Below are 12,635 nucleotides of genomic sequence, written 5' to 3'. Positions count from 1 at the left end.
GGGGTGTACATCGCGATCGGCATCCTGCACGCGTGGCCCGGCAACGGCGCCACGCCATCCCCCAAGAAGGAGCATCGCCATGAACAAGGACATCATCGCCGGCAACTGGAAGCAGCTGAAGGGCAAGGCGCAGGCCAAGTGGGGCCAGCTCACCGACGACGTGTTCGACGTCAGCGAGGGCAACAGCGAATACCTCGCCGGCAAGCTGCAGGAAACCTACGGCTGGCAGCGCGACCGCGCGAACAAGGAAGTCGAGGACTTCCGCAAGACCCTCAACTGACCGCAACCGCCGTCGCGCCGAGCGCGCGGCACGCGATCCGGGGCCGGCGCATGCGCCGGCCTCTTCGCGTTCATCACTGCAGGTCGCGCAGGTCGAGCCGGCGCAGCCGCGGTGCGCGCCACGCGGTGCCGGCGACCACCGCGATCGTGGTGATGCCGCCCACCACGACCGATGGCACCAGGCCCAGCAGCCGCGCCATCGATCCTGAGTAGAACGCGCCCAGTTCGTTCGACGAACTGATGAAGATGCTGTTCACCGACGACACCCGGCCGCGCATCGCGTCCGGCGTCGCCAGCTGCAGGATGGTCGAGCGCACGACCACCGAGACGCCGTCGAACATGCCCGAGACCAGCAGCAGGAACGCCGACAGCCAGAACGAGGTGCTCAGGCCGAAGCCGATCATGCACGCGCCGAAGCCGGTCACCGAGGCCAGCAGGATGCGGCCCGCGTTCGCCTGCAGCGGATGCCGCGACAGCCACACCGCCACCGCGACCGAGCCGAGCGCGGGCGCGCCGCGCAAGATGCCCAATGCCTCCGGCCCGGCATGCAGCACGTCCTTGATGAAGGCGGGTGCCAGCGATATCGCCCCGCCGAACAACACCGCGAACATGTCCAGCGCCAACGCGGCGAGGAGGATCTGGTGGCTGAACACGAAGCGCAGGCCTTCGGCGATGCTCGCGAACACCGGGCCGCGTTGCTGCTGCTGGGCGGGCTCAGTCACCGGCATCGCCAGCAGCGCGGTGGCCGCCGCGACCGCGAACAGTGCCGCCAGGCCGTAAGCCACCGACTTGCCGGCGCTGCCGACCAGCACGCCACCGATTGCCGGTCCGGCGACCAGCCCCGTCTGGAACACCACGCTGCCCATGCTGGCGCCGCGTGCGAATTGCGCGCGCTTGAGCACCCGCGCGAACAGGGCGTTGTACACCGGGCCGAGGAACGAACGCGCCACGCCGCCGATCGCGATCGCCACGTAGATCGGCCACAGTCCCTGCAGCGGCAGCCAGCCCGCCGCGACCATCGCCAGCGCCAGCGCATTGAGCGCAAGGCCGGCGCAGGCCACCGCGCCGAGCTTGCGCCGCGGCAGGTGGTCGACCAGGTAGCCCGAGAAGGGCGCGACGCAGAAGAACGGGATCACTTCCGCCAGTCCGATCAGGCCCAGCGACCAAGGATCGCGGGTGAGCTCGTAGACATGCCAGCCGACGGTGACCGTGACGATCTGGTAGGACAGCAGCGTGCAGATGCGATACAGCATCAGCCAGCGGAAGCCGGCGCTCGACAGCGGCGAGGCCGGCACCTCGTTCATGCGCCTGCGGCGGCGCGGGCGTGCTCGCGGATGAAGGCCAGCAGCGCGGCAAGTCCGTTGCTGCGGGTCGGCGAGAGGTGCTTGGCGAGGCCGATGGCGGCGATGTACTCCGGCTCGGTGGCGAGGATCTCGGCCGCGCTGCGGCCCGAATAGACGCGCAACGCGAGGTAGACGAGGCCGGAGACGATCGCCGAATCGCTGGCGGCGGCGAAGTCGAGGCGGTCGGCGTCGCCCGAGGGCACCACCCAGACCATCGACTGGCAGCCGTGCAGGCGGTTCGCGTCGGTCTTCCAGGCATCCGGGAAGGCCGGCAGCTTGCGGCCGAGGTCGATCAGGTACTGGTAACGCTCAGACCAGTCGCCGAAGAAGGCGAATTCGTCGGCGATCGCCGCCTGCGCTTCGGCGGCGGTCGGTTCGAGGGGGAACGTAAGGGGAGTCATTGGCAAATCTGGGGGGTCAATCCGGCGATTTGTTAACAACTCTGCTAACAAAGTTATCGATCTTTTGCCATTCGGCATTGCATTTCTTTAAACGACCGGTAGGCAAGGTGCTGGCTGCTAACGCCAAGCTTGCGGCATTGGACGGGTCTGCGCCGTAAAGCCAGCAGTTCAAGTTCGCAAATCGCTGTGCGTTGAAGGCGTGCTCATCGGCGTACGAAGAGGTTGAAATTTCAGGTGCGAGCATTAACAGCATCGCGCCGCGAAATCTATTAAAAATATCTTGCTTTGCAATGCTCTCATTTGAACGCTGATCTGTAATTTCGGCGCTTTCAACTGCTCTGGCGTATTGGTACATCATCCAAAATGATAATTGGTCGGCGACATCTTCTTCCCGGCCAGAAATGGGGATCTCGTATTGATGAATCATAGCGTGAGAAATCTCATGAAACAGAATGAAATATCTTCCGCCTCCAAAGGCCCATCCTTTTTCTTCCTCAGTCTTTAGATTTTTAACTTGATCGTAGATAAGTTTTGTAAGTTCATGACAGAAAACAAGGATTCTGTCATTCGGTATATAGTACGCATTCGGATGGCCGCACTTTACGAAATCCACCCTTGTTGGATATTTCAGGGTGACCATTGAATTGGCTCTATCAAGCAGAGGCTGATTGTTCAACGAGCCGTTCTTGTTAATTGGATCGTTACGGCCCAAATAGAGCTTCTCTGCACCTGCTTGCGTTGGCAGGAGCAGTGCTAGGCAGGTGAGCGTGATTTGGATCTTATGCATCACACACATTCGCATAGCTATCTGCGACTCCACTCGGTCTTGTGAGGCGAATCTTCTAATGAGATGCCTTCGGCCGCTAGTTGGTCGCGTATGGCATCCGCTCGTGCAAAATTGCGAGATTTTTTGGCTGTAGTACGTTCGTCGACGAGCGATTGAATTCGCGCGTCGTCATCAGATCTGGTTCCTCGTGTCTGCCACGTGACGGGATTTTGTTGCAATAAACCTAATGTTTTTCCTGCTCCGAGGAGTTCCGATTTTAGCTTATGCAATGCCATTGCAACGTTTGAGTTCCTTTGAGCTACTGCTTCCTCATATGCAATTTGCCACGCGGTTAAATCGTACTGGGGTTTGTTCCTTAAAAGGCTTTCTACCGATCTAATCGAGGCGGCCGCGCTCGCCTCCGTAGAGTCTGAAGGCATTACAGCGGGAGCTTTGCCCTTCAAATAGTTTCGTGCTCTCTTTGCGATGGAGGAAATCTGGGCCAATGCCTTTGGCGTATTTAGGTCGTCGTCTAAGGCTTGCTCGATGATTTCAGGAATAACTGGAGCAGCCGAGATGTCGGCAAGATCACGAAGGGTGCGATATAGCCCATCCAGCGTGCGCACCGACTGTTCGATCAGGCCGTCGGACCACTCCAGCGGCTGCCGGTAGTGCGCGCTGAGCAGCGCGTAGCGCAGCGCCTCCGGCGGATGCGCGCGGACCAGGTCGTGCACGCGTTCGATGTTGCCCACCGACTTGCTCATCTTGGCGCCGCCGAAGTTGAGCATGCCGTTGTGCAGCCACCAGCGGGCGAACACGCGCCCGCCGTGGGCGCATTCGCTCTGCGCGACTTCGTTCTCGTGGTGCGGGAACTGCAGGTCGACGCCGCCGGCATGGATGTCGATGGTCTCGCCGAGGTGCGCGGCGGCCATCGCCGAGCATTCGATGTGCCAGCCTGGGCGTCCGCGGCCCCAGGGCGAGTCCCAGCCGGGCAGGTCGTCGCCGGAGGGCTTCCACAGCACGAAGTCGCCCGGGTCGCGCTTGTACGGGGCCACGTCGACGCGCGCGCCGGCCAGCATCTCCTCGGGGTCGCGGCGCGACAGCTTGCCGTAGCCGGCGAAGCTCGACACCGCGAACAGCACATGGCCCTCGGCGGCATAGGCGTGGCCGTCGGCGACCAGGCGCTCGATCATCGCGATCATCTGCGGGATGTGCGCGGTCGCCGCGGGCTCGATGCCGGGCGCGAAGTCGCCGGCGACCCCGAGCATCGCCATGTCCTCGCGGTAGGCGGCGGCGTAGCGGTCGGTGATCGCCGAGATCGGCACGCCCAGCTCCCGCGCGGCGGCGTTGATCTTGTCGTCGACGTCGGTGATGTTGCGCGCGTAGCGCAGGTCGCCGTGGCGGCGGCGGAGCAGGGCGGCCAGCACCCCGAACACCACCGGCCCGCGGGCATTGCCGATGTGCACGTAGTTGTAGACCGTCGGCCCGCACAGGTACAGGGTCGGCGCGGCGGGGTCCGCGGGAACGAAGGGTTCGACCCGGCGGGTCAGGGTGTTGTAGAGATTCAGGCTCATGGCGGCGCGCGATCGTGGCCGGCCATTGTAGCGAGCCGGCGGTCGCGACCGGCCGACGACAGCGGCGATTCATCCCCTCCTGGCGCTTCACCGATAGACTTGCCCGATGTCCTGCCGGATCTTCGCCGCCTCCGCTTGCCTGTTCGCCATCGCGTCCGGGACGCCGGCGCGTGCGCAGGATCCGCCGCGCGAGGTCACCATCCCGCAGGAGAACGTGCGCTACGACTATGCCCAGGTGCTGGCGGTGGAGCCGGTCTACCAGGTCCTTCGCACGACGCGCAGCGAGCGGGTCTGCGACGCCAAGGCCGCCGGTGGCAATGGGATCACCCGGGTGGTCAGCGCGGTGAAGGAGCGTCTGCGCAGCCCCGCGACCCGCGAGGAACGCGAAGCGGGCCTGAGCAACTGCCGCATGGAGCCCGTCGTGCGCGAGTTCCGCCGCGCGATCGCCTACGACGTCGACTACTCGTACAAGGGCAGCAAGTTCCGCACCCGCATGGACCGCGACCCCGGCAACCGCCTGCGGGTGCGCGTCTCGATCACCCCGCAGCCACTGCCCTGAGCGGCTGCGCTTGCGTGCCGCGCCGCAACATGCGAGCATCCGCGCGTTCATGGACCTGCACCTCGCCACGCGCCACGCTGATGCCGCCCGGATGGCTTCCGGGATGACCTCGCGCGCGCGCCGACCGGAAACCGCCCCGACCGCTGGGTAGTCCGGACGCACCACCATGCGTACACAGACAGAACCCAGCCAGCGTGCTGGGTTCTTGCGTTTTGACGTGCAGGATGCACGAACGCCGCGGGCGCAGGATGCGCGGGCGCGGCCAGGTTTCCCGTTTTCCACGCCACTGCCGAGCCCACCATGAAGCACTTCCTCAACACCCAGGACTGGTCCCGCGACGCGCTCGACGCCCTGCTGGCCGATGCCGCCGCGTTCAAGCGCAGCAAGCTCGGCGACGCGATGAAGGGCCGTTCGATCGCGCTGGTGTTCTTCAACCCGTCGATGCGCACCCGCACCAGCTTCGAACTGGGCGCGTTCCAGCTGGGCGGCCACGCGGTGGTGCTGCAGCCGGGCAAGGACGCATGGCCGATCGAATTCGACCTCGGCACGGTCATGGACGGCGATACCGAGGAACACATCGCCGAAGTGGCGCGGGTGCTGGGGCGCTACGTGGACCTGATCGGCGTGCGCGCGTTCCCGAAGTTCGTCGACTGGCAGCGCGACCGCGAGGACATCGTGCTGAAGTCGTTCGCGAAGTATTCGCCGGTGCCGGTGATCAACATGGAGACGATCACCCATCCCTGCCAGGAGCTGGCGCACGCGCTGGCACTGCAGGAACACTTCGGCACGACCGACCTGCGCGGCCGGAAGTACGTGCTGACCTGGACCTACCACCCGAAGCCGCTGAACACGGCGGTCGCCAATTCGGCGCTGACCATCGCGACCCGCCTGGGCATGGACGTGACCCTGCTGTGCCCGACGCCGGAGTACGTGCTCGACCAGCGCTACATGGACTGGGCGGCACGGAACGTGGCCGAGAGCGGCGGCTCGCTGCAGGTCAGCCACGACATCGAAAGCGCCTATGCCGGCGCCGACGTGGTCTACGCCAAGAGCTGGGGCGCCTTGCCGTACTTCGGTAATTGGGAACCCGAGAAGCCGATCCGCGACCAGTACAAGCACTTCATGGTCGACGAGGCCAAGATGGCCCTGACCAATAACGGCGTGTTCAGCCACTGCCTGCCGTTGCGCCGCAACGTGAAGGCCAGCGATGCGGTGATGGATTCGCCCAACTGCATCGCCATCGACGAAGCCGAGAACCGCCTGCACGTGCAGAAGGCGGTGATGGCCGCGCTGCTGCGCTGACCCGACCACCGCCCGCATCCCAACGCCCCACTGGATCCCACATGACCACCCCCAACGACTCCCGCGACATCGTGCTGGCCTTTTCCGGCGGCCTCGACACCAGCTTCAGCGTGCCCTACCTGCAGGAGCGCGGCTGGAACGTGCACACCGTGTTCGCCGACACCGGCGGCGTGGATGCGGAAGAGCGCGCCTTCATCGAGCAGCGCGCGGCCGAGCTCGGGGTGGCCAGCCACGTCACCATCGACGGCGGCCCGGCGATCTGGTCGGGCTTCGTGAAGCCGTTCGTGTGGGCGGGCGAGGGCTACCAGGGCCAGTACCCGCTGCTGGTCAGCGACCGCTACCTGATCGTCGACGCCAGCCTGGCGCGCGCGCGCGACCTCGGCACCAACGCGATCGCGCATGGCTGTACCGGCATGGGCAACGACCAGGTGCGCTTCGACCTGGCGGTGAAGGCGCAGGGCGACTACCGCATCGTGGCGCCGATCCGCGAGATCCAGAAGGAGCACACCCAGACCCGCGCCTACGAGCAGGCCTACCTCGAGGAGCGTGGCTTCGGCGTGCGCGGCAAGCAGAAGCAGTACACGATCAACGAGAACCTGCTGGGCGTGACCCTGTCCGGCGGCGAGATCGATGCCTGGGAGGCGCCGGGCGAGGGCGCGCGCGGCTGGTGCGCGCGCCGCGAGCAGTGGCCGGCCGAACTGCTGGAAGTGGCGCTGCGCTTCGAGCGCGGCGAGGCGGTGGCGCTGGACGGCACCGCGATGCCCGGCGAGAAGATCCTCGCCAAGCTCAACACCATGTTCGCCCAGTACGGCGTCGGCCGCGGGATGTACACCGGCGACACCACCATCGGCCTGAAGGGCCGCATCGTGTACGAAGCGCCGGGCCTGGCCGCGCTGCTGGCCGCGCACCGCGCGCTGGAGGAAGCCGTGCTCACCAAGCACCAGAACCGCTTCAAGCCGGAGGTCGGCCGCAAGTGGGTGGAACTGGTGTACGAGGGCTTCTACCACGACCCGCTCAAGGCCGACCTCGAGGCCTACCTCGCGTCCTCGCAGGCGCAGGTCAATGGCGAGGTGGTGCTGCGCACCAGCGGCGGCCGCGTCGATGCGGTCGCGGTGCGCTCGCCGCACATCCTCAACAGCAAGGGCGCGACCTATGCGCAGTCGGCGGACTGGGGCGTGGAGGAAGCCGAAGGCTTCATCAAGCTGTTCGGCATGAGCAGCACGCTGTGGGCGCAGGTGAACCGCTGAGGATGCCGACCCCATGAGCGCACTGCGCATCAGCACCGACCCGGCCGAACTCGACCTGGCGCTGGTCCACCGTTTCCTGAGCACCGAGGCCTACTGGAGCCGCGGCATCCCGGAGGCGACTGTGGCCCGCGCCCTGGCGAATTCGCTGTGCTTCGGCGCCTACCTCGACGGCGTGGGGCAGGTCGGCTTCGCGCGGGTGGTGACCGACCAGGCCACCTTCGGCTACCTCGCCGATGTCTTCGTGCTGCCGGAACACCGGAGCCGGGGCTACGCGAAGCAACTCGTCGCGGCAGTGATGGCCGACCCGCGCCTGCAGGGCCTGCGACGGGTCACGCTGGCCACGGCGGACGCGCATGCGCTGTACGCGGGGTTCGGTTTCCATGCGCCGGCGCGACCCGAGGTGCTGATGGAAATCCACCGCCCCGACGTCTACACCTGCGGGGAGGCCTCGTGAGCAACGACCTGGAAGGCCTGCTGCGCCACCTCGAGGCGCTGGTCGCGTTCGACACCCGCAACCCGCCGCGGCTGATCGGCACCGGCGGGATCTTCGATTACCTGCGCGCGCACCTGCCGGGCTTCCGCATTGAGGTCAGCGACCACGGCGAAGGCGCGGTGTCCCTGTTCGCGGTGCGCGGCAACCCCGGGCGCGTGTTCAACGTGCACCTGGACACCGTGCCCTCGTCCGAGGCGTGGAGCGCCGACCCGCATGTACTGCGCATCGACGGCGACCGCGCGATCGGCCTCGGCGCCTGCGACATCAAGGGCGCCGCCGCCGGCCTGCTGGTGGCCGCGAATGCCACCACGGGCGATGCCGCGTTCCTGTTCTCCAGCGACGAGGAAGCCAACGATCCCCGCTGCATCGCCGCCTTCCTCGCCCGCGAGCACGGCTTCACCGAGGCGATCATCGCCGAACCCACCCGCTGCGAGGCGGTGCTGGCGCATCGCGGCATCAGCTCGGTGCTGCTGCGCCTCAAGGGCGAGGCCGGTCACGCATCCGGCGCCAACGCGCTGGCCGCGAATGCGCTGCACCACGCGATGCGCTGGGGCGGCCATGCGCTGGACCTGGTCGACGCCGAGGCGAACGCGCGCTTCGGTGGCCTCACCGGCCTGCGCTTCAACATCGGCAAGGTCGAGGGCGGGATCAAGGCCAACGTGATCGCGCCCAGCGCCGAGCTGCGCTTCGGCTTCCGACCGCTGCCCTCGCATGACGTCCAGCAACTACATGCGCGGTTCCGGGGGTGCGCCGCGCCGGCCGCGCTGGCGCATTACGAAGAGACCTTCCGTGGCCCGTCGCTGCCCGCCGGCGACACCGCGACGGCGGAGGAGCGCAGGCTGGCCGCGCGCGACCTGGCCGACGGGCTGGGCCTGCCGATCGGCAACGCCGTCGACTTCTGGACCGAGGCCTCGCTGTTCTCGCAGGCCGGCCTGACCGCCTTCGTGTACGGCCCGGGCGACATCGCCCAGGCCCACACCGCCGACGAATGGGTGGCGCTGGAGCAGTTGCAGCGCTACGCCGACGCCGTCACCCGCATCCTGGGAACCTGACCTGCCGTGACCCCGATCCTCACCCCGCAAGCCGTGCACGACCCGCAGACGCGGCAGACCATCGTCCGCCTGCTGTCCAGCATGGGCAGCGCCAAGGAAATCAGCCAATACCTGAAGCGCTTCTCGCAGCTCGACGCGGCGCGCTTCGCCGTGGTCAAGGTCGGCGGCGCGGTGCTGCGCGACGACCTCGACGCACTGGTGTCGTCGCTGGCGTTCCTGCAGGACGTCGGCCTGACCCCGATCGTCATCCATGGCGCCGGCCCGCAGCTGGATGCCGAGCTGGCCGCCGCCGGCATCGAGAAGCAGACCATCGACGGCCTGCGCGTGACCTCGCCGGAGGCGCTGGCGATCGTGCGCCGGGTATTTCATGCGCAGAACCTCAAGCTGGTGGAAGCGCTGCAGGCAAGCGATGCGCGCGCCACCAGCATCGTCTCCGGCGTGTTCGAAGCCGACTACCTCGACCGCGCCCGCTACGGCCTGGTCGGCGAGGTCAAGCGGGTCGACCTCGCGCCGATCCAGGCCAGCCTGCAGGCGGGCTCGATCCCGGTGATCGCCTCGCTGGGCGAGACCGTCGGCGGGCAGATCCTCAACGTCAACGCCGACTTCGCCGCCAACGAGCTGGTGCAGGTGCTGCAGCCGTACAAGATCGTGTTCCTGACCGGGACCGGCGGCCTGCTGGACGCGGACGGCAAGGTGATCGACTCGATCAACCTGTCCACCGAGTACGCGCACCTCATGCAGCAGCCATGGATCGAGGGCGGCATGCGGGTGAAGATCGAGCAGATCAAGGACCTGCTGGACGGGCTGCCGCTGGCCTCGTCGGTGTCGATCACCCGGCCCGCCGAGCTGGCGAAGGAGTTGTTCACCCACAAGGGCTCCGGCACCCTGGTGCGCCGCGGCGAGCGCGTGCTGCAGGGCAATGCGTGGGCCGACTTCGACCTGCCGCGGTTGCGCGGGCTGATCGAGTCCGCATTCGGGCGCAAGCTGCTGCCGGACTACTTCGAGACCACCGTGCTGCATCGCGCCTACGTCAGCGAGAACTACCGCGCGGCGGTGATCCTCACCCGCGAGGATGCCGGCACCTACCTCGACAAGTTCGCGGTGCTCGACGATGCGCAGGGCGAAGGCCTGGGCCGCGCGGTCTGGCTGGTGATGCGCGAGCAGAATCCGACCTTGTTCTGGCGCTCGCGCCACGGCAACCCGGTCAACGGGTTCTACGACGCCGAGTCCGACGGCTGCATCAAGCAGGCCAGGTGGAAGACGTACTGGTACGGCCCGGCGGGCTTCGACCTGATCGAACGCTACGTGCACACCTGCGCCATGCGCCCGGCCACGCTGGAGGACGTTCCCATGGAGGGCGGGGCATGAGCGTGTTGCGCGTCGGCATCGTCGGCGCCCGCGGCCATGTCGGCGCGGAGCTGATCCGCCTGCTCGCCGGGCACCCCGCGTTCGAGCTGGCCTACGTCACCTCGCGCGAGCGCGCCGGGCAGCCGCTGGCCGCGCACGTGGACGGCTATGCCGGCGACCTGCACTACAGTTCGCCCGCCTACGAGGACCTGCCGGACCTCGGCGCCGACGCGGTGGTGCTGGCTCTGCCCAATGGCAAGGCGGGGCACATCGTCGGCCAGTTCGACGCGGCCGGAGCCGATGCGGTCCTGCTGGACCTGTCGGCCGACTACCGCTTCGATCCGTCCTGGTACTACGGCTTGCCGGAGCTGACCCGCGCGCGTTACGAGGGCCAGCGCCGGATCAGCAATCCCGGCTGCTATGCCACCGCGATGCAGCTGGCGATCGCGCCGATGCGCAGCGTGCTCGAGGGCCCGGTGCAGTGCTTCGGCGTGTCCGGCTATTCCGGCGCGGGCACCACGCCGAGCGACAAGAACGACGTCGCGCTGTTGCGCGACAACCTGATGCCGTACGCGCTGACCGGGCACGTGCACGAGCGCGAGGTCGCGGCGCAGCTGGGGCACCCGATCGAGTTCATGCCGCACGTGGCGCCGCATTTCCGCGGCCTGACCATCACCGCCAACCTGCACCTGTCGATCGCGTTCGATCGCGACGAGGTGCTGGCGCGCTACCACCACCGCTACGGCGGCGAGCCGCTGGTCAAGCTGCAGGACGAGGCACCGTGGGTGAGCCGGATCGCCGGCGCGCACCACGTCGCGCTGGGCGGATTCGCCCTGTCGGGCGACGGCCGGCGGCTGGTCGTCGTCGCCACCGAGGACAACCTGCTCAAGGGCGCGGCGACCCAGGCGCTGCAGAACCTCAACCTCGCATTCGGCCTCGACGAGGTCGCCGGGATTCCGCTGGAGGACGCGGCATGAGCGCATTGTTGTGGCAGAAGCCGGGCGTGGCCGTCGATGCCCGCATCCAGGCCTTCCTCGCCGGCGACGACGTGGTCCTCGACCGCGAATTCTTCCTGCACGACATCGCCGCGAGCGCGGCGCATGCCGAAGGCCTGCAGCGGATCGGCATCCTGTCCGCCGATGAGCTCGACGGGCTGAAGCGCGAACTCGCGGTGCTGGCCGACGACTTCCGCAGCGGCGCGTTCGTGCTCGATGACCGCTACGAGGACGGGCATTCGGCGATCGAAGCGCGCCTCACCGAACGCCTGGGCGATGCCGGCCGCAAGATCCACACCGGGCGGAGCCGCAACGACCAGGTGCTGGTCGCCACCCGGCTGTGGCTGAAGGAACAACTGGCGCGCGTGGCAGCGGTGTCGCGCGAGGTGGCGCGGATCGCACTCGGGCGCGCGTCCACCGAACGCGGCCTGCCGATCCCCGGCTATACCCACATCCAGCGTGCGGTGGTCTCGTCGGCGGGCATGTGGTGGGCGGGGTGGGCGGAAGCCTTCATCGACGATGCGATCCGCGCGATCGACACGCTCACGCTGGTCGATGCCAATCCGCTCGGCACCGCCGCCGGTTACGGCGTCAACCTGGCGCTGGATCGCGAGCACACCACCACGGCGCTCGGCTTCGCGCGGCTGCAGGTCTCGCCGGTCTACGCGCAGCTCTCGCGCGGCAAGTTCGAGCTGGCCGCGCTGGAGGCGCTGGGCAGCGCGACGCTGGACCTGCGCCGCCTGGCCTGGGACCTGTCGCTGTACACCAGCGCCGAGTTCGGCTTCGTCGCCCTGCCGGCGCAGTACACCACCGGCAGTTCGATCATGCCGAACAAGCGCAACCCCGACGTGATCGAACTGATGCGCGCCACCCACGCCAGCGTGGCCGCCGCGCGCACCGAGATCGAACAACTGCTGTCGCTGCCCTCGGGCTACCAGCGCGACCTGCAGGCGTCCAAGGGCGCGATCGTGCATGGCTTCGGCCGCGGCCTGGCCGCGCTGGAGCTGCTGCCCGACCTGCTCGCGAACCTGGAATGGCGCGAGGACCGCCTGCGCGCCGCGATCGACGCCGGCATGTACGCGACCGATGTCGCGGTCGAGGCCGCGATCGCCGGGGTGCCGTTCCGCGAGGCCTACAAGGCCGCCGCGGTCGCCGCCGATTCGGCCGGGCAGGGCAGGACGCCGGAAGGCTCGCTGGCCGCGCGCACCTCGCCCGGCGCCGCCGCCGACCTGCGGCTGGACGCGCTGCACGCGCGCCTGCAGGCGCTGGGCTGAGCG

At 67.7% G+C, this 12,635-nt stretch carries 12 protein-coding genes and 1 pseudogene; 9 read left to right on the top strand and 4 right to left on the bottom strand.

The window, feature by feature from the left end; genetic code table 11:
* Positions 1-79 precede the first annotated feature (79 nt).
* Positions 80-280, top strand: coding sequence for a CsbD family protein (locus ON759_RS12155; RefSeq protein ID WP_271680659.1), 201 nt, complete (start codon positions 80-82; stop codon positions 278-280).
* Between the two features lie 73 nt (positions 281-353).
* Here the strand turns inward: ON759_RS12155 and ON759_RS12150 are convergent, their stop codons facing one another.
* The 4 genes and pseudogenes from ON759_RS12150 to cysS all read right to left on the bottom strand — a co-directional run.
* Positions 354-1,583: an MFS transporter gene (locus ON759_RS12150; RefSeq protein ID WP_271680658.1), complete on the bottom strand. Its 1,230-nt coding sequence runs from the start codon at positions 1,581-1,583 to the stop codon at positions 354-356.
* Positions 1,580-2,023 carry a SufE family protein gene (locus ON759_RS12145; RefSeq protein WP_271680657.1) on the bottom strand — a complete coding sequence of 148 codons (444 nt, stop codon included), beginning with the start codon at positions 2,021-2,023 and terminating at the stop codon, positions 1,580-1,582. The genes ON759_RS12150 and ON759_RS12145 overlap by 4 nt, the downstream gene beginning before the upstream one ends.
* Positions 2,024-2,039: 16 nt before the next feature.
* The gene (locus tag ON759_RS12140; RefSeq protein WP_271680656.1) at positions 2,040-2,810 is read right to left on the bottom strand and encodes a DUF4344 domain-containing metallopeptidase; all 771 of its coding nucleotides are present in this window, start codon (positions 2,808-2,810) and stop codon (positions 2,040-2,042) included.
* Between the two features lie 383 nt (positions 2,811-3,193).
* A pseudogene (gene cysS / locus ON759_RS12135) lies at positions 3,194-4,363 on the bottom strand (cysteine--tRNA ligase); the annotation flags it as partial.
* 106 nt (positions 4,364-4,469) lie between these two features.
* Between cysS and ON759_RS12130 the strand changes: the two are divergent.
* The 8 genes from ON759_RS12130 (at position 4,470) to ON759_RS12095 (ending at position 12,632) form a co-directional block, all read left to right on the top strand.
* The gene (locus ON759_RS12130) at positions 4,470-4,922 is read left to right on the top strand and encodes a hypothetical protein (RefSeq protein ID WP_271680654.1); all 453 of its coding nucleotides are present in this window, start codon (positions 4,470-4,472) and stop codon (positions 4,920-4,922) included.
* A 300-nt stretch (positions 4,923-5,222) separates the two neighbouring features.
* Positions 5,223-6,224 (top strand): N-acetylornithine carbamoyltransferase, encoded by a 1,002-nt coding sequence (locus ON759_RS12125; RefSeq protein WP_271680653.1) that lies wholly within the window; start codon positions 5,223-5,225, stop codon positions 6,222-6,224.
* Between the two features lie 41 nt (positions 6,225-6,265).
* Positions 6,266-7,471 carry an argininosuccinate synthase gene (locus ON759_RS12120; RefSeq protein WP_271680652.1) on the top strand — a complete coding sequence of 402 codons (1,206 nt, stop codon included), beginning with the start codon at positions 6,266-6,268 and terminating at the stop codon, positions 7,469-7,471.
* A 13-nt stretch (positions 7,472-7,484) separates the two neighbouring features.
* Complete coding sequence (locus ON759_RS12115; RefSeq protein ID WP_271680651.1) at positions 7,485-7,925, top strand: GNAT family N-acetyltransferase; 441 nt, start codon at positions 7,485-7,487, stop codon at positions 7,923-7,925.
* On the top strand, positions 7,922-9,016 hold the full coding sequence (locus ON759_RS12110) for an acetylornithine deacetylase (protein WP_271680650.1): 1,095 nt from the start codon (positions 7,922-7,924) through the stop codon (positions 9,014-9,016). The genes ON759_RS12115 and ON759_RS12110 overlap by 4 nt, the downstream gene beginning before the upstream one ends.
* 33 nt (positions 9,017-9,049) lie before the next feature.
* The gene (locus ON759_RS12105; protein ID WP_271680720.1) at positions 9,050-10,384 is read left to right on the top strand and encodes an acetylglutamate kinase; all 1,335 of its coding nucleotides are present in this window, start codon (positions 9,050-9,052) and stop codon (positions 10,382-10,384) included.
* Positions 10,381-11,340, top strand: coding sequence for an N-acetyl-gamma-glutamyl-phosphate reductase (gene argC, locus ON759_RS12100; protein WP_271680649.1), 960 nt, complete (start codon positions 10,381-10,383; stop codon positions 11,338-11,340). Before ON759_RS12105 ends, argC begins: the two co-directional genes overlap by 4 nt.
* Positions 11,337-12,632: an argininosuccinate lyase gene (locus ON759_RS12095; protein ID WP_271680648.1), complete on the top strand. Its 1,296-nt coding sequence runs from the start codon at positions 11,337-11,339 to the stop codon at positions 12,630-12,632. Before argC ends, ON759_RS12095 begins: the two co-directional genes overlap by 4 nt.
* Positions 12,633-12,635: the final 3 nt, after the last annotated feature.

Origin of the sequence: Thermomonas mangrovi, assembly GCF_028201335.1 — a bacterium.
Classification (GTDB): domain Bacteria; phylum Pseudomonadota; class Gammaproteobacteria; order Xanthomonadales; family Xanthomonadaceae; genus Thermomonas; species Thermomonas mangrovi.
This window is presented reverse-complemented; position numbering and strand designations above follow the sequence as displayed.